The following is a 19,833-nucleotide window of genomic DNA, read 5'->3' as shown; positions in this document are numbered from 1 at the left end:
ACCTGACGGTCCGCTCCTGGCACATCGTTAGCTCGGTGAAACGGTCACGAAGTGAGATGGAAAGCGGACACGCCGCTTAATTAGATTTTTGCACTCCTTAGCCGAAGAGAATTCGTCACCACCGAAATTGAAGACGCGCTCATGGCGAAGGCGGCGAACATCGGGCTGATCAGGATTCCGAGCACGGGATAGAGTATCCCGGCGGCGACCGGCACGCCGAGCGCGTTGTAGAACAAGGCAAAGAACAGGTTCTGGCGGATGTTGCGCATCGTTGTGAGCGTGAGTTTTCGCGCGCGCACGATCCCATCGAGATTGCCGCTGACCAGGGTGATCCCCGCGCTTTCGATCGCGACATCCGCTCCTGTTCCCATCGCGATGCCGACATCGGCCTGGGCGAGCGCGGGCGCATCGTTCACGCCGTCGCCCGCCATTGCGACCTTGCTTCCCTGATCTTGCAATTCGCGAATGATGCGCGCCTTGTCTTCGGGCAGCACATCGGCGCGCACTTCATCGATGCCGAGGCGCCTCGCAATCGCGCGGGCCGTGCGTTCGTTGTCGCCCGTGGCCATGATGATGCGGAAGCCGAGCTCGTGCAGGGCGACAAGGGCGCCGTGGGTCGTCTCTTTCACCGGATCCGCGACGCTGACCATCCCTACCAGCGCGCGTTCGATGGCGACGAACATGACCGTCTCGCCCTCGTCCCGCCGCGCGTCGGCCACATCTGCCAGCCCAGCCAGATCGATCCCCAGGTCCCGCATCAGCGCCGCATTGCCGAGCGCCACTCGCTGCCCGTCGACCCGCCCCTTCACACCCTTGCCGGTTACCGCCTCGAATTCTTCCGTGTCCGAAAGCTGCAAGCCGCGATCCTGCGCACCGCTCACGATTGCTTCGGCAAGCGGGTGTTCGGAGCCGCGCTCCAGCGTCGCTGCAATCCGCAGCAGATCTTTCTCCGTGCTGCCCTCTTCGGGCATGACCGCGACAAGGCGCGGCTTACCCTCTGTCAGGGTGCCCGTCTTGTCGACGATCAGCGTGTTGATCGTCTCGAAGCGTTCCAGCGCCTCGGCATTCTTGATGAGAACACCCGACTGTGCGCCGCGACCCGTTGCTGTCATGATCGACATGGGCGTCGCGAGGCCGAGGGCGCATGGGCATGCGATGATCAGGACGGACACGGCCGCAATCAGGGCATAGGACAGCGCGGGGTCCGGTCCGAGAATTGCCCAGGCGACAAAGGCGGCGCCCGCAATCGCGATCACCGCAGGTACGAACCATCCGGCCACCTTGTCGGCATATTTCTGGATCGGAGCGCGAGATCGCTGCGCTTTTGCGACCATTGCTACGATCTGGCTCAGCATCGTGTCCGCGCCGACCCTGAGCGCTTCGATCACGAGGCTGCCGGTGCCGTTGATTGTCGCACCGGTGACCGGATCGTCCTTGGTCTTCTCGGCCGGGACGGGTTCCCCGGTAATCATGCTTTCATCCACCGATGAGCGGCCTTCGATCACGATTCCGTCGACCGGAACCTTCTCCCCAGGCCGCACGCGCAGCCTGTCGCCGACCTCGATTTCTTCGAGCGGGACTTCATCCTCGCTGCCATCTGCGCGGATGACGCGCGCGGTCTTGGCTGCCAGGTCGAGCAGTGCCCGGATTGCCTTGCCAGTCCCTTCGCGCGCCCGCAATTCCATCACCTGTCCCAGCAGCACGAGCACGACGATCACGGCGGCGGCTTCGAAATAGACAGGGACGTGTCCGTGCATGTCCCGGAAGCCGGCTGGAAACAGGCCGGGCGCGAAAACCGCTGCAATGCTGAACAGCCATGCGGCCATCACGCCCATTGCGATGAGGGAGAACATGTTGAGGTTCCACGAGGCAAAGGACTTCCAGCCCCGCTCTAGGAAGGGCCAGCCGCACCACAGGACCACCGGCGTTGCCAGTACCAGTTCCGCCCATTGCGCGCGCCCTTGCCCGATTGCCTCGCGGATCACGCCAAGGCCGATCATCGGACCCATGGCGAGGAGCAGCACCGGCACAGTCAGGACGGCGCCAATCCAGAACCGCCGTGTAAAGTCGGCGAGTTCTGGGTTCGGGCCTACTTCGGCATGCGCCGACCTTTCGAGTTCGAGCGCCATGCCGCAGATCGGACATGAACCGTGGTGCTTCTGGCGCACTTCAGGATGCATCGGACAGGTATAGACCGGCCCCCGATAATTCGCTGGGACCAGATCGTACCGGCCACCGCGCGCAGGCTCGCCATGCCCGCCATCGTCACCGCCATGGTGACAGGAATGGTTGTGCCGGTCTGACCCGCAATGGTCGCAGTCTGTGCTCATAGCAACGGAATATACAGGTCATCCTGCACATGCACCAATGTCCACTTCCGGGCCGTTAGCTGATGGTCCGCTCCTGGCGTATCGTTACCTTGGTGAAAGCGTAGTCAGATGGGTGGAAAGCCGACGTTCAAGCTCTAACCCCGGCGCGGACCAATTGCTCAGTTCTTTGCGAGCACGATAATATAAGCCGTGCTGGGCGCAAGGAGATCGCCATCAGGTTCCAGGTATTGCTCCGTTGTCGATGATAGCTTCGAGATTATGCGCTCTATTTGTTCGTCCTTTGCGCTGTCTGAAGGATCAAAAAGCGGGTGCATGGTTCCGTCGGCTCCAGGGCGGCCAAGAAACAACAAATCGAAGAGCACCAAAGTCCGTGGATCGGGTAGGCGCGCCATGCGCTCTTCCTTCTTCATAGCGATCAGTCTTAGACCTGAGTTTGCGACAACTTCTTCGATCTGGTTCTTCGAACCGAATGAAAATGGCCCGAATGGCACCAAATCGGCGCCGAGTTCTTCGGCTACGATCTTTTCGAAAGCTCCGAAAACTGGATTGCCATCGCTGCCTGATGTCCAGACAGCAAATGCGGCTTTCGCGCCTCGCGCGAGAAGCCTACCCGCTTCATTCAAGGCGGCAATCTTGTCAGGAAAAAACTGCAAGCCTTGTTGACAAAAGACCGACTGGAAATGGCCATCGGGAAAATCGATCTGATCCGCGCTGGCCACTTGATACTTGATCGGGCTCTCTGGATCTGTAGCCGCAATCGCGGCCTCAACCATTGGCGGTGCGATGTCGATACCAACAACACTGTCTACGCCTCGCTGTGCAGCGATCTTTCTAGTTACTATACCCGTGCCACATGCCACATCGAGCGCTCTGCCACGCGGCGGGCATGCTTCGATCAAAGCATCACTCCAGATTTCAAACAACGGAGTTAGATAGGCTTGGTATAGTTCTGGTGGCGCCCTGCCAGCTATAAAATCCTCTATCAGCGCCATGCGTTCTCTCCTGCTTGGTTCTCCCCTTTACACATGGGCGAAAAGCGGACCACCAAATGTTACAGATCAATCATCCCTAGTCTCTGAAGCTAGGGTCGATCCGGTCAAGCTTACGCAGCAGCGCGGGCCAGGCGAGCTGCTTAGCGACGAGCGCTGTCGCCTCTTCAGGGGTCTGTTCCCTAACTTTCTCCGGAGTACCCTGCGGTGGATTGTGTAATCCATCGCGCCCAGCAGCGAGCATCTTCACTTGAGCGTCACATGCCCGTTCAAGAAAATAGAGCCGCAGGAAGGCTTCAGGCACCGATGCGCCAATGGCCAAAGTGCCATGATTGCGCAGGATCATGTAGTGCTTGTCGCCCATGTCCTCGACCAGCCTGTCTCGCTCTCCGAGGTCGGTCGCGATACCCTCGTACTCGTGGTATGCAAGGTCACCGCGAGCCACCATTCCCGTTTGCGTGTGTTCGAGAAGGCCGCACTCCATTGCGCTAACTGCCTGCCCCGCTGGTGTGTGCAAGTGCATGACTGCATGCGCATCGGGGCAATTCATGTGCAATGCCGAATGGATCGTAAACCCGGCCGGATTAACCGGGTGGGCAGTAGGCACAACCGGCTGCCCTTCAACATCGATCTTTACGAGTGATGATGCCGTGATCTCATCAAACATCATGTCGTATGGGTTGATCAGGAAGTGCTTATCCGGCCCCGGGACCTTGGCTGACAGGTGAGTGAAGATCAGATCGTCCCAGCCGTAATAGGCAACGAGGCGGTAGGCGGCGGCGAGATCGACGCGAACCTGCCATTCCTCTGGACTTACCGACCCGCGGATATGGGAATCGTCGGCGGCGGACTTTATGTCGAATATTGTTGCCATGGTTTTTCTCCTGAAAGTCAGTCCATTGCGGCTTTGTAGAGGCTGACCCGGGGGCGTTCGAAAACACGCATGACCATAGGGGCGAAGAACTCGATCGGCAGCGTGTCGTAGTCTGCATCGAAGGCCGGACAGTCGTATTTGTCGATGAATTCGACGGTCGCTTCGTAATAGGGCGATCCGGCGTATTTCTGTCGCATCTCGGGATCGAGTCCGACAAAGTGGAAGAAGTTCGCGCCTTGGAAAATGGCATGATGCTTCACGATCCAGTGCAACTCTTCTGACACGAAAGGTTCGAGGATCGCGGCCGCGATGTCGGCGTGATTGTACGCGCCTAGCGTATCTCCAATGTCATGCAGCAATGCCATGACGACATAGTCTTCCGGTTTGCCATCGCGATGGGCACGCGTTGCAGTTTGCAAACAATGCGTGAGGCGGTCGACAGGAAAGCCGCCAAAATCACCATCGAGCAATTTCAAGTGATCGAGTATTCGTGCACCGCCGTTTTCCGCGAACGGTTTGGCATGCGTCAAGATAATGTCCCAGTCCTCCTGGGTGCCTTCGGTCATAGTGCGGAAGGCTGCACTCCTCTCCATTACTTCGGTCATTTTGGTGGTCCTCTGCCTGATGTTGCCAATGACCTTCTACAGGTTCAGGAAGAGCAGAAATGCAAAGAACTTATCAATTCTCTGAAATTGGTCCCACGCACGCAGAGGGGCAAATGTTTGCGACCCTGGTCAAGCTGGGCGTGCGGAAGCGATTTACCAGTGGCTCTCAAGTGCTGCACCGCGGAGATCCGGGAACTGGTTTCTGGTTGATCGAGAGCGGACACGTTATGGCTTGCCGCTTCGGACCAGAGGGAGAGCGAACGCTTTTTGCGGTCCTTGGCCCGGGTGACTTGATTGGCGAGCTCGCTTGTTTCGCCGGCCTTCCTCAGCAGGTTCACGCGATCGCGGAAGGCGAAGTGCAACTCGTTTGGATCGAGATGGTTCAGGTCGAGCGCTTGCTGGAAGAAGGGCCCAAGTTCGCCAAGTGGCTACTAAGCGCGCTGGCGAATAAGCTGCGGCTTGCATTGGACAGGGTTGAAGGTGTCCAGAACCTACCCGCGAAGGCACGTATAGCGCGGGTTCTATCCGATATGGCCGCGAATGAAGGGCGCGCGCTCAAGATTACGCAACAACAGCTCGCTGACTTCGTTGGAGTATCGCGAGTGACAACAGTGCAGGTATTGTCACAGTTCGCTGCGGAAGGACTGATTGAACGGCATTATCGTCAGATCAACGTCGTCGATACACCCGGACTGACTGCGTACTCTGAATGAGGGTCGAGCATCACAGTCAACGCGCTTCGCCACCTGAGTATTCTGCTCATCCCCACCTGCAAGCCCGGAACCAGAATGTCGGCTAGCGCGATCCCAAACCCAGAAAGCGGACTGACCGCTGACGACCCGATTGCGGACGGTCTGCTTTCAGGCTGCGAAGCGCCCAAAGCAGACACTCCGCTTACGCATCCAAATTCTTCGGTTTTAAACACTGGCGGGTCTTTAAAAGCACGAATCGCATGCAATTCTTATGGAACTGCGAGACCCGGATTGAGTCCATGAGATGCTAGAACGACATGGGACTGGCGGAATGGCGAAGAGCAACCATACTGAGCGCAGAAGTCTGGACCTGCGAGTTGATTGCCCTTCGCTTCAAGTTCTGTGATCGTTCGATAGAAGGGATCGATCACGCCACATTTGCCTGTGTCACCACCATGGCGACGGCGCTGCTGATAGTAGCCATCGCGCAGATCGTGGCGGCGAGAGCCAGCTTCATTTTCTGTTGAATCGGGTTTTCGGTCTTTACGTACATTTTCATTCTCCAATGTTTGGCATCGCCGGTTCGTCGGCAACACGGAGAATATGGCTTGGCCGTGTATCACCCTGATATCGCATGGCCGGTTTTCTCGTTTCGATTGTTTCGGTTTCTCAGGCGGCGGCGCGCGAGATCGCTTGCCATGCAGCGGCAATCTCATCGACCATCGGTGCAACGTGGTCGGGACCAGTTTCGCCGTTGATGATCGAGAAGCGCAGCAGCTTGCGGCCCTGCCATTGAGCGGTGCGTACGAAATAGCGCCCGCTGGCGTTGAGCGCCTGCGCCACCGCTTCAGCCCCGTCGCAATGCGGGCTGTGGAACGCCACAGCGAGCTGGTTGAGGCACTGACGGTTGATCACCTCCACGCCGTCCAGCCGCCTGAGCGCCTGGGCGAGCAAGTGCGCCGAGTGGCAATGGCTTTCGATCATGTCCTCGATGCCCTTGCGCCCGAGGCTCTGCATCACCGCCCAGACCGAAAAGCCGCGCGCACGGCGCGAGAGTTCTGGGACATAGTCCGAATTGTTGCGCAGCGGTTCGCCTTTGGGGAGGTATCCCGCCTGCATCGACATGGCGCGGCGGTGGTACTCCTCATGCTTCACGATTGCGAAGCCGCAGTCATACGGAATTTGCAGCCACTTGTGTCCGTCGACCGACCAGGAATCGGCCAGCTCCACGCCTTCGGCAATGCGCCGCAACCTTCGGCTGGCACGCACCCATAGGCCGAAGGCACCATCGACATGCAACCATGCGCCGTGGCGTTTGCAAAGCGCGGCGAGGCGCGTGAAGTCGTCGAAGGCGCCCGACATGATGTGGCCCGCCTGTGCCAGCACGATCCGCGCGGGCACATCGTCTTCGGCCATGGCTGCCTCGAGCGCGTCGCAATCATAGGTTCCGTCGTCCAGCGAGGGGATCCGGTGCAATTGGTCGCTGCCGAAACCGAGGTACCGCAGCGCCGAGTAATTGGTCACATGGGCATCGTCGGCAATGTAGATCGCCACTTCGGGACAGCCGTAGAGGCCCTTGCGCTCGAAATCATGGCCAGCGCGCTCGAGCACGCACAGGCGCGCAGCGGCGAGTGAAGTGAAGGCTGCCATGGTCGCACCCGTGGCGAAGCCGACCGAACTTTCGGGCGGCAGGTCTAGCACGTCGAGGAGGTATTTCGCGCTTGCCGCCTCGGCCTGGGCAGACGCAGGCGAAGCTTCGTAGAGGCAGGCATTCTGGCCCCAGGCCGCGGCCATCCAATCGGCGGCCACGCCTGCAGGATGCGAGCCGCCGATAACCCAGCTCATGAAGCCGGCATCGGTCATGCCGGAGAGGCCGGGACGCGCAGCACTATCGAGCGATTCGATCACTTCGAGTGGGTCGCGACCCCTGCGAGGAAGTGCGATGTCGAACCTGTCCCGTGCTGCGAGCGGAGCCTGGTGGGGATCAAGCGCTTGGTCGCTGTAGCGACCCCGTGTCGCCAGTTGCGCTGCCTTTTCGAGCAGGCGTTGAGCAATTTTCTTGTCGGGGAAGGAACTCATCTTTTCTGCAACCACTTCGGAAGGAGGGAATAGGCGTTTTCGACGCCGGGCTGCTTGTGGGCGATACCGGCGTCTTCGAAAATGCCGGAAAGCCGACCGTCGTTGAAAGCATCGAACAGATCGGTCGCCCCGCCGAGGTGCTTCGTACCGACGAAGATTTGGGGGATCGTCGGTGTTCCGCCGCTGCGCTGGGCAAGTGCGGCACGTACGTCGCCGCCCCATGCCGGATCGGCATAATCGGGTCCGTCGAGATGGACGATGCGATAATCGACTTCCATCAGGTCGAGCAGCTTTTGTGCAGACCAGCAGAATTCGCACCATTCGAGCGCGAAAAACACCAGCGACTGCGTTTCGTCGGCGATAATGGCATCGACATGGGCGAGTGCGCGCTTATCGGCCTCTGGCACAGCTGCTGAGGGAGCGGCAGCAGGCGTGGCATCGAAGCGGGCTCCGGGGGTCGATCGCGAGATTTCTATCTCCGCCTCGTTCATGTCCTCCTCGATGTCACCGAACAGCGGCGTGGTCATGTAACGTTCGCCCGTGTCGGGGATCATCGCCAGCACGCGCGACCCTTCAGGAAGCTCGCTTGCAAGCTGACGTGCGGCGGCGAAAGTTGCGCCCGAAGTGATGCCGCAGAAAACGCCTTCCTCGCGGGCCAGGCGGCGCGACCAGGCAAGCGCATCGGCGCCCGCGACCGGGACGATCTCATCGATCACGCCGTCGGTAATGGCACGCGCTGTGACCGCGGGAATGAAATCGGGGGCCCAGCCCTGCATCGGGTGCGGGCGGAAGCGGGGGTGGCTCGCAGCGGGCGAGCCGTCCTCGGCATATTGCTGAGGAACACCCGAGGCGAGGACCGGCGAATTGTCGGGCTCGCAGGCGACAATGCGCGCCGAAGGCATATGTGCCTTGAGCGCACGCCCTACGCCAGCGATAGTACCGCCGGTGCCGAGACCACTGACGAATGCGTCGAGCGGCGCGTCGGCGAATGCTCGGACGATTTCCATGCCAGTGGTCGCTTCGTGGACCTTCTCGTTATTCTCGTTCTCAAACTGGCGGGGCAGGAACCAGCCGTGCTCCTCGGCCAGTTCGCGGGCCTTGTCGACCATGCCAGTACCCTTGAGCGACGCCGGAGTGAGCACGACCTTCGCGCCGAGGTAACGCAAGATCTTGCGGCGCTCGACGCTGAAACTTTCGGCCATGACGATGACCAGCGGATAGCCCTTGCGCGCGCAAACCAGTGCAAGACCGATGCCGGTGTTGCCGCTGGTCGCCTCGACCACTGTCTGTCCGGGCTTGAGCGATCCGTCCTTCTCGGCGGCTTCGATCAGGCCCAGCGCGAGCCGGTCCTTGACCGAACCCATGGGGTTGGCGCTTTCGAGCTTGAGCCAAACTTCGCGGCCTGGAGGGGAGAGCTTCTCGGCCAGCACCACGGGGGTGTCGCCGACGAGTTCGAGGACGGACCCGCGCCTTTCGCTTCCTTGTGGGCGGGAGAGGGGACGGGGGAAAGGAGCGTTCATGGCGCGGGTCCTAGGCTGTGTTTCAATGCCCATGACTATGCGCGGCCCGCGTTTCAGCCGGATATCGCGCCGGCGTCCTTAATGTTTCAATTGTATCGCTGCGGTGGCCGCACGCCCCTATTCGGGGTCGTAGATATACCCCAACCCGCGCACCGTGCGGATGACCACGGGCTTCGACGGATTGTGCTCGATCTTCTTGCGAATGCGCGAAATGCGGATGTCGATGCTACGGTCGAAGGGGTCCCATTCGCGGTCGTGCGCGCCTTCGAGTATCTGGTCGCGATTGAGCACCCGCCCGCGGTTCTTCGCGAAGAGCTTGAGCAGGTTGAATTCCATCGCGGTCAGCGGGATCGGCTTGCCATCCCTGTCGTATAGCTTGGCCGCTTCGAGATCGAGCCAGGTTTTGCCGAAGGGCAGGCGTCCTTCGGCTGCCTGCGGGTCTTCAACTTCCTTTGCGGAAGAACGGCGCAGCACGGCGCGCACCCGGGCCACCAGTTCGCGCAGGTCCACGGGCTTGGCGAGGTAATCGTCCGCGCCCATTTCCAGCCCGACAATCCGGTCGACCGTTTCTCCCGCTGCGGTCAGCATGATGATACGCGGAGCCCGTTCCTCGCCCTGCAGACTGCGCAGGACCGAAAGCCCGTCTTCGCCCGGCATATTGATGTCGAGCAGAAGCAGTGCCGGTTCGCAGCTTCCCAGCGTTTCCCGCAAATTCGCCGCATCATGCGCCTGCACGGTGCGGAAGCCGTTCTTTTCGAGATATTCCGCCAGCATCGCCCGCAGCGGCTCTTCATCGTCGCAGATGCAGATGAGGGTCGCATCGTCCATGTCAGCTACTCCGTGCGACGATCCTGGCGGCAAGCGCGCGGATGTCCTTTGGTGCGACCGGCTTTTCGAGGAAACGGCAGCCACAATTATCGAGGAAGCCGCGTGTTTCGGGGCTCATCGTGCTGCCCGTGACGAAAGCGATCCGTTCGACCAGTTCGGGACGTTCGCCCCTGATCCGCTCAAGGAAACCCTGCCCGCCGATGCCGGGCATCTTGATGTCGACGAGAATCGCGTCGTATTCGGTCGCAGCGCAGGCTTCGAGCCCGTCCTCGCCCGAATGGACCATGTCGACCTCGTAGCTGTCGCGCCGCAGGATTTCCGCGATCAATGCGGCGACGTCGTGTTCATCGTCGATCACTAGCACCTTGCCCGAGGGTTCCCCCGCTTGCTGCAGGGTGGGAGCAGCCTGCTCCTTGTGCGCATCCTCGCCGAGCGGCAGGTGGATGCGGAAATGGGCGCCACCTTCAGAAGGCATCAATTCGATCGACCCGCCATGCGCGGTCAGCACGCGGTGGCAGAAGGCAAGACCGATGCCCGTCCCCTGGCCCACTTCCTTGGTGGTGAAGAGCGGCTCGAACACGCGCTTGCCGACATGGGCGGGAATGCCCGGTCCATCATCGCAGAAGTCGATTACCATGAGGTTGCGGCTGCGGTCAGGGCGCGCTGTAATCTCGATCTTGCCGCCTTCGCCCGATTTGGCGATGGCCTGCTGCGCATTGACGAGCAGGTTGGTCACCACCTGTTCGAGCTGGGCGGGATCGCCGGAAAGCGGCGGCAGATCCTTCTTCAGATCGCAATCAACCTCGGCGGTGAATTCCATATCACCTTCGCGCAGGCTGCGAACCGCGTCCTCTACCAGTTCGGCGAGACCCAGCGTTTCCTTTGAAACCTGCTGTTCGCGCGCCATGGCGAGAAAGCTTTTGACGATCTTGGCGCAGCGTTCCGCGGCGTTCTCGATTTGCTCGACCCGCCGCAAAATTTCGGTGTCCTGCGTTTCTTCGCGCAGCATCAGCGCGTGCCCGACGACAACCGAAAGCGGGTTGTTGAGTTCGTGCGCGACACCCGCCAGCAGCTCCCCGAGCGCTGAAAGTTTCTCGGTCTCGAAAATGCGCTCGCGCTGGGCGGCGAGCATCGTGCGCATCTCGATCTCCTTGGTGATGTCCACCAGCGATGACACAGCGACATCCTCGCCGCGGTATTCGATCAGTCGCGACGAAACGAGTGCGGGAAAAGTCTCACCATCGGTTTTCTTGAGCTGCACCGAGACGTCGTCGACACGTCCCTGCGGCAGGATTTCGGTAACGAAATCGGCGAGATCCGAGCGCTTGACGAAATGTTCGGCAACTTTCTTGCCTGGGCCGAGGACTTCGCGTGCCGCGGGCGAGCGGTAGATGATCTGACCGTCATCCATTCGCGACATAACAAGATTTGCAGGACACGCCTCCATCACTTGCCGCAGGATCGCATCGGCTTCCTGATCGTGCTCGCTCGCCATTTCTCGGCGCGTCACGTCGCGCTGCGACAGTGCGAACCCGCCGTTCGAGGTTGCGACCAGCACCAATTCGTGGAGGCCCACGCCGCGCATCTCGACGACCGCTTTTTCGCTCTCCATATTGCCGGCTGTCAGGCCACTCTCGAGCCGGCGTAAGCGCTCCTGCACCGTCCTATCGATAACACCGCGCGCAACCCACTCGATCAGCAGCTGATCCCATTCGAGGCCGGGCGCGAAGAGATCGTCGAGCGCCGGATTGATCTGCGCCATAGCGTGATTGCTGTAGAACAACCGCGCTTCGTCATCGAACAGCGCGACCCCCAGCCAGAAATGATCGAGCAATTCGCGGAAAACCGGCGACTGTCCCTGCTCCCCGATGGCGGGTTTAGAGGTGGCTGGAGTGCTCACCTCAATGGCTCAAGCTGCCGTTCCCGGACAGCACCCGGACGAGTTCCACCGCTGTTCCGTCAGCCAGTGCGCCGGAACCGGCAGCCTCGGTCTCATGCGCTTCGCCGAACCGCTCGGCAAAGTCAGCCGCCGCGACGATCTCCATCGCTCCCGCCGCTTCGCGCAGGCGCATGGCATCCGCCACGGCCGGTCCGAAAACGTCGTAGATGTACTTCTGCACACCCACCACCGATCCGATCACCGAACCGGCGGCCAGGCCGATCCGGCAATTCCAGTCGACTGGGTGGCTCTTGTTGCGATTTTCGAGATAGCGCACGAAGCGAACCGCTGCGTCCGACACCGACTGGATGGACCGGTCCGATGGATCGGGCATACCGGCAACGGTGATGTAGAGATCGCCAACGGTCTTGATCCGCTCGCAGCCGAACTGGTCGCCGATACGATCGAATGCGGTGTAGATATCATTCAGTTCGCTGACGATCACGCCGGCGTCCTGTTGCTCGACCGTGGCCGAAAAACCGGAGAAATCGAGGCACAGAACCGCGACGTTCTCGTAGGTGCGCGGCGTGACCACGCCGAAAGTCTTGTATTCCTCGTAGACCGAGCGCGGCATCATGTTGAGGAGCAGCTTTTCGACCTGCTCCTTCTCGCGCTTGATCTCTCGCGTGTTGCGTTCGACCATCATCGAATAGGAATCGATCATCGATTCCAGTTCCTTGATCCGGCTGATGTTCTGGCACACCAGAACGGCGACCTTCTGGTTGCCCTCGAGTGCGGGATTGATCGTCATCGCGATCGTCATCATGCGACGGCGAATGCGAAAGCTTGCCTCGCTCGTGAACTGGCCGGTTTCCTGAAGCGCCCTGATCACCTCCGCAGTATCGATATCAGGAAAGACGTCGCGCAGTTGCTGCCCGGTCTCGATCTCGGCAAACCATTCCTTGAAGGTGTCGTTGAAGAAGCGGAACTTGAGCTCCGATGTGTCGAGAAGGGCAACGCCCACACCGATGGCGCGGAGCAACTGCTCGTTGATGGCTTCGATCGACATGCTCAGTCGTTCACCACGAGACCGCGACGCTGCGCAAAGGCGCCGACGACTTCCTGTGCGTCCTCATCCTCGACCCCATGGTCCTGGAGAACCTGGGTCAGCATGAGGGCGAGCTTGTCGAAATGCGCATCGGAAATCGGGAGGTGGCTGTGGAGCTTCTGGATCTGCACGTCGGTGTAGGAAGCCGGACCGCCCATGACCGAAGACACGAACTTTGTCTGGTGATCGACGATCCGCGCAAATTCGACATCATCGAAGAATGGGCCGAGATCATCGTCGTCCAGCAGTCGTTCGTAGAGGTCCAGCACGATCTTGCTGACCACCGAAAAACCACCGTATTTGTCGAACATCGATTGCTGTTGAGCCATGATAGCCTCCCCACCGCAAAGCGGTATGCTGCTCTGATGACAGAGCAAAATCAAGCCGCCGCCCGAGTGGCGTATAGGTTCTCGGCGATCCAGAGCTGGTTCGCCTGCATTGCCGTGTTGAGCGACTTGTGCAGGGCAGCCAGTCCCTCAAGGCCCATGTCGTAACCGGCGATCTCGTCGGATAAGCGAAAGATGTCGTGCGACAAGGCATCGCGGACGGCAGGATAATCGTCGAGCCTGCCGCACGCCCAGCTGTCGGCCAGCAGTTGCGCATCGCGCAGCGCATCGGTGATACCATGCGCAGTAATCGGGTCCTTGAAGTAGCCTGCATCGCCAACCAGCGCCCAACCGTTTCCGCAAGCCTCGCGCATGTGTCCCGGCTGGCCGCCAAAGCAGCGGATCTTGCCGGAAAGGCTCGCTCCCCGCAGTTCATCCGCCATCTGCGGCATCATCTTACTGGCCGCGTAGGCAAAAGCATCGGCGCCGCGCATGCCGCGCAGGTCATAGGGCCCATCGTGCGCAGCCGACAGGAATACGCAGGCCTCGCCGTCATTGGTGGGGATCACGCCGCCGCCGCAATCCTCGCCCCAGTACCAGCGATAGCCGCGCTGGCCGAGGCCCGTGAAATAGCCGAAAGCGATTTGAGACATGTTGGTGCCGCGCTTGATCAGTCCCGCACCAACATGCTTTGCGAGCGAGGAATTGCGACCATCGGCGCCAATCACCAGGTCGCAGGCGAGCGTGTGTGTACCCTGCCGGCCCTTGATAGTGACGCCTTTAATGCGCCCTGCGCCTTCCTTGACCACGCCGGTCATGGAAACGCCGAAAAGCGTGTCGACCCCGGCCTCGCGCGCCGCTCGGACCAGCTGACGGTCGAGCACCGTTCGGCGCGGCGCATAAAGCGCGCGCGTGCCGAAGCTGTCGGACAGGTCGATATCGATCGGGTCGGCATGGCCGTAGATGAAGGAGGTTCGATGGATCGGCGGCGTGTTTTCCGCAGTTATGGAGTGCAGGACTCCCCAATTGTGAAGCTGCATGACCGCCCCGCGCATCAGCGCATGGGTCGAAAGTGTGTCGCTTCCTTCTGCGGCACGGTCGATCATCAGCACGCGCGCACCGTGGCGCGCCATCAGCATCGCAGTGGCCGCGCCTGCGCAGCGTGCTCCAACAACGACGGCATCGTAACGATGTGTGGGAAGGATATTGTCGGTCACGTTTATTCTCCTCAGGCTGCTTGCAGGGTGTCGGAAGCTCCGAGCCGGGCGGCAATGACGGGGGCGAGGGCTTCGGCGTCGCGGCCGACACCGTCGATGAAACTGGATGCGCGGTGGCGCATGAAAGGCAGGCCCAGCACGTAGAGGCCTGGCGTGTCGCACAGGCCGCCCTCCTGCCTCAGTTCGCCGTCTGCATCGCAGGCATCGAAATGGATCCAGGAGTAGTCGCGCCGGTAACCGGTCGCCCACAGCACGGTAGAAATCCCGTGTCCGGCAAGGTCGATGGCGCCGTTCATTGGCATGAGGAGGCCGGTGTTCTGGCGGGCGGCGGGGTCCTCGGGAGCATCGATGCCTGCTGAGCCGATGAAGGCATCGATCTGGCTGAGCATCCGCTGGCGGCGGCGCTCGCCAAGGCCGAGGCTGCGCGCAAGATCATCGGCAAAGCCTACGACGCTGCCTAACGCGCCAGAGGCATGGCCGGCAATGATCACACCACGGCGCGCGAGGCTGTAGAGATCGATTTCGCGATTATCGTCGCTGCCGATCAGCTGCATCGAAGGCTGGGCCATGAGCTGGGCGGGCGAGCGGCCTGTCGCGTTCGGCTCAGCAAGAAAGCCGCTGGCATCAAGCCAGTCGAACAGGTCACGGCCGCGATAACGGCGCGGCGAACGCACGTGGCTGCCTGCCGCGAGGATGGTCTTGCGGCCCGACGCCGCAATCTCGCTCCCGAGCTGGACGCCAGTTGCCGAAGCCCCGACGACAAGAACGCCGCCTTGGGGAAGCTGTTCGGCGCCGCGATATTGGGTCGAGGCAATCTGGTAGAGGCTTGGCGAAAGGTCACGGCCCCAAGACGGAATACGCGGTCGGTCGCAGGCACCGGTCGCAACGACAACGCTGCGTGCGATCCAGCTGCCGCGCGAAGTAACGGCACGAAAGCGGTCGCCCAGCTTCTCGAGTGCGAGCACGTCGATTTTCTCGATAACGGGAAGGCCCTGGCCCGCTGCATAGTCCTGCAGCCGGGCGGCAAGGTCGCCAGCACGGAGGAAACCTTCCTCGCGCCCTGCCAACTGCTGGCCGGGCAGGCGGGTCATCCAACCTGGAGTCAGCAGCCGCAGCGAAGGCCAGCGCGCCGTCCTCCAGCGATTGGCAATGCTGCCACGTTCGAGCACGACGTTCTCGATTCCTGCGTCGAGCAGGCTGCGGCTCATCGCGAGACCGGCCTGGCCTCCACCGATAATCAGGCAATCGATGAACTGTGTCATGGGACGAACTCCGTTGGATTGGTCCGTCCCTTTTCGCCTGCCAACGTATCGCTCTTGTGCCGCCAACTGCGGTTTTTTGTTTCAAAGGTTTCAGCAGCGACAGCGAGCTCTGGTGGCAAAAGGAAGGCCCGCCGGTCCTGAAGACCGACGGGCCAGTGTTGCGGCAACTCGGGTCGCGAAGAGCGCCGCCACACTTTCGGAGGCTTGGGTCAGCCGACCTTGGCGGCAACCGAGACGGGGACGCCGTTGGTCATCACGTCGAACACGGCCGAACGGGCAACCGACTGGCGCACGATCTTTTCGAGCGTTTCGTCATCGGCATTGCCCTTGATGGCGACAGTAACGCGAACGCCCTGGAAGCCGTTGCGAACCTGCGGGTCGAGACCGAGGATGCCGTTGAGATCGATATCGCCCTCGACCGTGCATGCGACCGATTCGAGTTCGACCTGACGCATCGAGGCGATGTTGCCGATGCCGGCAGTCAGGCAGGCCGAAAGTGCGCCGAGCAGCAATTCAGCCGGGGTCGGGGCATTGTCGGTCCCGCACAGCACTTCGGGGTGGTCGCCTTCAATCGCGTAGGTCTGGTTGTGCTCGTTCTCGGAACAAGCGCCGTAGAAGTCCTTGAACTCGACGCGGCTATGCGTACCGGCAAGCCACTGGCCATTGGCGCGGAAGGTGAAGCGCGCGATTTCGCGCTGGTTGTCGACCGCACCGAGCGTGGCGATGAAAGTCGGGACGTCGACGCCGTTCATGGCGACGCGAGCGGGCTTGGTCATGGTATTGGTCATTTGTGGGTCTCCATTCAATCTCTGCACTGCCCGTCACCGTGACGGGAGAACGAGTGAATGAATGGGCCGCCAATGTTTCTGTTGGATGCCGCAACGATCGATATTTCATTTCAGTTGTTTCAAAGTTCAGGAACGAGATCGTCAGCTTTTTTGATTGAACAGAAGAGCTATGACTGTCCGCTTCCCACCCAGTTCGTGACTGATTTGCAGGGCATGAGGGTTGCTGCTAGCGGTCAGCCAGTGAGCGGCCGGATTGCCGACACAGTCCTTCCCGACATCTACAACCGCGACCGGCACATCAAGGTTGCCTTGACGGGCGCTGCCCAGCCGTCGGGCCGGTTGGAGCTGGTGGCAAAGCAAGATCGCGGCGCTAGCGCAGCCGGCAGTATGCTGGATTGGTTGATGAGTGGGTCACAGCCATCGGACTTCGCCGAGAGGAATATGGGACACACTCGATGCGGCGAACGAAGGCTTCGATGATCTACAAGGCTACGGGCAACCTGAGAGCCATCCAGATATTGCTCGGTCATTCCAAGATCGAGAACACTGTCAGGTATCTAGGTGTGGATATCGAAGATGCTTTGCTCCTCGCTGAGCGAACGGAGATCTGAGACGGAGGCGGCCCCTCCTAAAGCGGAAGGGCCGCTTTCCGGTCGACCAGGTGGTCATGAATGTCCAATACTGGGTGGTAAGCGGACATTCCCAACTTACAAGATCCCCTGATCAGAGCGATCAGATTCGCGTCGTTGAAATTTATGAAGTAAGACGTCGACCGATACTCTTCCGAGGGAGGCGGGGTTGCTGATACGTCGATTGATTTCATTCGTATTGCTTGGACTGTGCCTGCCATCTCAAGCGAATGCCGAAAGCGAGACTGACGGTGATCCAGCTCGAGTTTCCGAGCGGGCTTTGCTTGGTTCGATGATTGAGATCCAAACGGTCGCAGGCCGTACGGAAGAGTTTCAAAGGTTGACACTGCTTCTGAGGCGCGAACTCGAGAAGGCTGGAATTACGCAAATCGAGATCAAAGATCACGATGGCACACAGACGCTTATTGCTCGTTGGCCGGCAGGACGAAGCAATGAGAGCAAGCCAATTCTATTGATGGCCCACATGGATGTGGTTGAGGCCAAACCGGAGGACTGGCGGAACCCTCCGTTCGAGTTGCGCGAGGAAGATGGCTATTATCTCGGTCGCGGGACTGCCGACAACAAAGGCCAGCTGGCGGGTCTGCTCCTGTCGTTGCAGGAACTTCGGCGCCAAGATTTTCGGCCATCCCGCGACATCGTAATTCTTATTACCGGCGATGAAGAGACCACTGGAAACGGTGCCAGACGTGCTGTCACTGAATGGCGGAGCCTCGTCGACGCTGAGTATGCGATAAACTTCGACGCCGGCGGGGGAACGGTGACGCGCGATGGGAAGGTAGAAGCGTTCATGCTGCAATTGTCCGAGAAGGCTGTTGCAGACTTCAAGCTAACCGCGACAAACCGTGGCGGACATAGTTCTACACCGCGTCCCGACAATGCGATCTATGCGCTTGCAGGTGCCATAAAGGCCATCGAGGCGCATCGCTTCCTTCCTATGATCAACGAGGGCTCCCGGGCCCAATTTCAGATGTTTGCAGATCGGGACGGGGGACGGTTGGGCGAGATTATCAAGGCTTGGCTAGCAGATCCCGATAACCGCGAAAAAGCAGATCTCGTCGAAGCAATATTGCCTGGCTATACACGCACCCGTTGCGTTGCGACGATGATTTCCGGCGGCCACGCCCCGAACGCCTTGCCGCAACGAGCCGAAGCCAACGTGAACTGTCGCATCTTTCCTGGCGTCAAGATTGAAGACGTAAGGCTCCAGTTACAGGGCGCTTCAGGACCTGATATTGAGGTTAGCCTTGTCGAGGGTTCAACCACACCCACTGCTGAACCCACCGCCCCCCGAGATGACATCCTGCAAGCTTACCAGTTTGCTCTGGAAACACGCTTTCCCGACGCCCCGGTCGTGCCCATGATGTCGGCATGGGCGACTGACGGGGCGTTTGTACGAAATGCCGGCATTCCGGTTTACGGCTTGAGTGGAGACTGGGGGATCTCAGGCACATCCTCGGGCAGTCACGGTCTGGACGAGCGGATGCTGGTAGAAGCCTATCACGGTCAGATCCCAATCATGACCGAGTTTCTCCGCATTCTTTCTGGCACATGATCGGTAAAGGATGTTCGCAATCGGGTCGATCACTGCCGGTCCGCTCCTGGCACGGCGCTAGCTCGGTGAAAGCGTCGCCAGATGGGTGGAAAGCGGTCTTTCAGCGCCCGCCGTGTGCAGCTCTTTCAGTCTCGCTTAAGCGAAGGAAGCGAGCAGCATTGTTGTAGAAGATGTCACGCTTCTGAGCTGATGTGAGAAACGGCGCATCTTCAATTGTCCGGATCGCTGGCTCGATGACTCCGGGCCAAATCATCTGATCGGAACCGAACATAATGCGGTCTCCGTAACCTGCATCCACCAACTCGCGCAAAAACCTGTAAAAGGTGGTCCTTGGCTCGGTATATACTATGCCGCCGATATCCGCGTAGACCTGCGGATAGCTGAACATCAGCGCCCGCATCCGGTCTGCCATTGGGTAGCCCGCGTGCATGATGGAGACCCTTAGTTTTGGATGCCGGACAAGCACCGGCTCAAGGAGCAGGGGGTCGCCAAGGGAGACGCGATAACCGCCGCCAGAATAAGGCTGACCAGGTTCACCCGGGCCCATGTGGATTGCCACAGGAATATCAAGTTCTTCAGCAAGCGCCCACAACGGCTCCATCCGCGGGTCATCGACGCTAATGCCCTCGTACTGCGCCATGATTTCTCCGATGACACGCAGCTTGCCGTCAGCATGAAGGCCGCGAAGTTGTTCAGTAGTTCTAGCCTGAACGTGTTTCGATCCGCGGGTTCCCGAAAGCCGGTAGTCCACGGCTGGAATAATTCTGCGTGGTGCTGCAGCTAACCATCGGGCGAGCGACCCTGGCTCTCCACTTACCACACCGTAGATATTGAACTTTTCCATGGCCGCGAGAGTGTCACGCATCACCTGCTCGTCGCTTGAGGCAGCGGGGATCGGTTTGTCGCAAGGTTGGTGGTTGAAATCCATCCCTTCATAAACGCCGTCTCGATTGTCGGACCTGGGCATTACCTCAAAGGGCGTGCACATCGGCGGAGGGTCTTGGCCCGCGTAGACGGCGGAGCGGACATGTAGGTGCATATCGATGATGGGCTCTCGCGCCTCCTGCGCCTCAGCCGATCCAGAAGCAAATGCGAACAAGGCGACGAGTAAGCTGCGCACTATTGAGCCCTCCC

The 19,833-nt window shown here is 60.2% G+C and carries 18 protein-coding genes and 1 pseudogene; 4 read left to right on the top strand and 15 right to left on the bottom strand.

Features of this window, described 5'->3' with window-relative positions; genetic code table 11:
• Positions 1-80: 80 nt before the first annotated feature.
• The 4 genes from GRI42_RS06200 to GRI42_RS06185 all read right to left on the bottom strand — a co-directional run bounded on the left by GRI42_RS06200 (position 81) and on the right by GRI42_RS06185 (position 4,798).
• Complete coding sequence (locus tag GRI42_RS06200) at positions 81-2,330, bottom strand: copper-transporting P-type ATPase (protein ID WP_160607450.1); 2,250 nt, start codon at positions 2,328-2,330, stop codon at positions 81-83.
• 158 nt (positions 2,331-2,488) lie between these two features.
• Positions 2,489-3,322: a class I SAM-dependent methyltransferase gene (locus GRI42_RS06195; protein ID WP_160607449.1), complete on the bottom strand. Its 834-nt coding sequence runs from the start codon at positions 3,320-3,322 to the stop codon at positions 2,489-2,491.
• 76 nt (positions 3,323-3,398) lie between these two features.
• A complete protein-coding gene (locus tag GRI42_RS06190; protein WP_160607448.1) occupies positions 3,399-4,193 on the bottom strand; it encodes a class II aldolase/adducin family protein in 795 nt (264 codons plus the stop codon).
• Between the two features lie 17 nt (positions 4,194-4,210).
• Positions 4,211-4,798: an HD domain-containing protein gene (locus GRI42_RS06185; RefSeq protein WP_160607447.1), complete on the bottom strand. Its 588-nt coding sequence runs from the start codon at positions 4,796-4,798 to the stop codon at positions 4,211-4,213.
• Between the two features lie 59 nt (positions 4,799-4,857).
• On the opposite strand from GRI42_RS06185, the gene GRI42_RS06180 reads away from it, so the two are divergent.
• Positions 4,858-5,511: a Crp/Fnr family transcriptional regulator gene (locus GRI42_RS06180; RefSeq protein WP_160607446.1), complete on the top strand. Its 654-nt coding sequence runs from the start codon at positions 4,858-4,860 to the stop codon at positions 5,509-5,511.
• 406 nt (positions 5,512-5,917) lie between these two features.
• Here the strand turns inward: GRI42_RS06180 and GRI42_RS14060 are convergent, their stop codons facing one another.
• The 10 genes from GRI42_RS14060 to GRI42_RS06135 all read right to left on the bottom strand — a co-directional run bounded on the left by GRI42_RS14060 (position 5,918) and on the right by GRI42_RS06135 (position 16,497).
• Positions 5,918-6,043, bottom strand: coding sequence for a hypothetical protein (locus GRI42_RS14060; protein ID WP_267904376.1), 126 nt, complete (start codon positions 6,041-6,043; stop codon positions 5,918-5,920).
• Between the two features lie 116 nt (positions 6,044-6,159).
• Complete coding sequence (locus tag GRI42_RS06175; RefSeq protein ID WP_160607445.1) at positions 6,160-7,569, bottom strand: pyridoxal phosphate-dependent decarboxylase family protein; 1,410 nt, start codon at positions 7,567-7,569, stop codon at positions 6,160-6,162.
• Positions 7,566-9,089, bottom strand: a complete 1,524-nt coding sequence (gene cysK / locus GRI42_RS06170; protein ID WP_160607444.1) for a cysteine synthase A — start codon at positions 9,087-9,089, stop codon at positions 7,566-7,568. The genes GRI42_RS06175 and cysK overlap by 4 nt, the downstream gene beginning before the upstream one ends.
• A gap of 117 nt (positions 9,090-9,206) precedes the next feature.
• A complete protein-coding gene (locus GRI42_RS06165) occupies positions 9,207-9,917 on the bottom strand; it encodes a response regulator (protein ID WP_160607443.1) in 711 nt (236 codons plus the stop codon).
• A 1-nt stretch (position 9,918) separates the two neighbouring features.
• Complete coding sequence (locus tag GRI42_RS06160) at positions 9,919-11,817, bottom strand: hybrid sensor histidine kinase/response regulator (RefSeq protein WP_325065306.1); 1,899 nt, start codon at positions 11,815-11,817, stop codon at positions 9,919-9,921.
• 1 nt (position 11,818) lies between these two features.
• Positions 11,819-12,865, bottom strand: coding sequence for an adenylate/guanylate cyclase domain-containing protein (locus GRI42_RS06155; RefSeq protein WP_160607442.1), 1,047 nt, complete (start codon positions 12,863-12,865; stop codon positions 11,819-11,821).
• 2 nt (positions 12,866-12,867) lie between these two features.
• Positions 12,868-13,233 (bottom strand): group I truncated hemoglobin, encoded by a 366-nt coding sequence (locus GRI42_RS06150; RefSeq protein ID WP_160607441.1) that lies wholly within the window; start codon positions 13,231-13,233, stop codon positions 12,868-12,870.
• A gap of 50 nt (positions 13,234-13,283) precedes the next feature.
• On the bottom strand, positions 13,284-14,447 hold the full coding sequence (locus tag GRI42_RS06145; RefSeq protein ID WP_160607440.1) for an NAD(P)/FAD-dependent oxidoreductase: 1,164 nt from the start codon (positions 14,445-14,447) through the stop codon (positions 13,284-13,286).
• Between the two features lie 11 nt (positions 14,448-14,458).
• Positions 14,459-15,709, bottom strand: a complete 1,251-nt coding sequence (locus tag GRI42_RS06140) for a flavin-containing monooxygenase (RefSeq protein ID WP_160607439.1) — start codon at positions 15,707-15,709, stop codon at positions 14,459-14,461.
• 209 nt (positions 15,710-15,918) lie between these two features.
• On the bottom strand, positions 15,919-16,497 hold the full coding sequence (locus GRI42_RS06135; protein WP_160607438.1) for an OsmC family protein: 579 nt from the start codon (positions 16,495-16,497) through the stop codon (positions 15,919-15,921).
• 57 nt (positions 16,498-16,554) lie between these two features.
• Between GRI42_RS06135 and GRI42_RS06130 the strand changes: the two genes are divergently transcribed.
• The 3 genes and pseudogenes from GRI42_RS06130 to GRI42_RS06120 all read left to right on the top strand — a co-directional run bounded on the left by GRI42_RS06130 (position 16,555) and on the right by GRI42_RS06120 (position 18,699).
• Positions 16,555-16,977 carry a hypothetical protein gene (locus GRI42_RS06130; protein WP_160607437.1) on the top strand — a complete coding sequence of 141 codons (423 nt, stop codon included), beginning with the start codon at positions 16,555-16,557 and terminating at the stop codon, positions 16,975-16,977.
• Positions 16,875-17,108, top strand: a pseudogene (locus tag GRI42_RS06125) (tyrosine-type recombinase/integrase); the annotation flags it as partial. The gene GRI42_RS06130 and the pseudogene GRI42_RS06125, both read left to right, overlap by 103 nt.
• 202 nt (positions 17,109-17,310) lie before the next feature.
• Complete coding sequence (locus GRI42_RS06120) at positions 17,311-18,699, top strand: M20/M25/M40 family metallo-hydrolase (protein ID WP_160607436.1); 1,389 nt, start codon at positions 17,311-17,313, stop codon at positions 18,697-18,699.
• A 100-nt stretch (positions 18,700-18,799) separates the two neighbouring features.
• On the opposite strand, the gene GRI42_RS06115 is transcribed toward GRI42_RS06120, so the two are convergent.
• Entirely contained in the window at positions 18,800-19,738 is a 939-nt protein-coding gene (locus tag GRI42_RS06115; RefSeq protein ID WP_267904402.1) for an amidohydrolase family protein, read from the bottom strand.
• Positions 19,739-19,833 lie beyond the last annotated feature (95 nt).

Origin of the sequence: Qipengyuania gaetbuli, from assembly GCF_009827315.1 — a bacterium.
In the GTDB taxonomy this organism is placed as follows: Bacteria; Pseudomonadota; Alphaproteobacteria; order Sphingomonadales; family Sphingomonadaceae; genus Qipengyuania; species Qipengyuania gaetbuli.
This window is presented reverse-complemented; position numbering and strand designations above follow the sequence as displayed.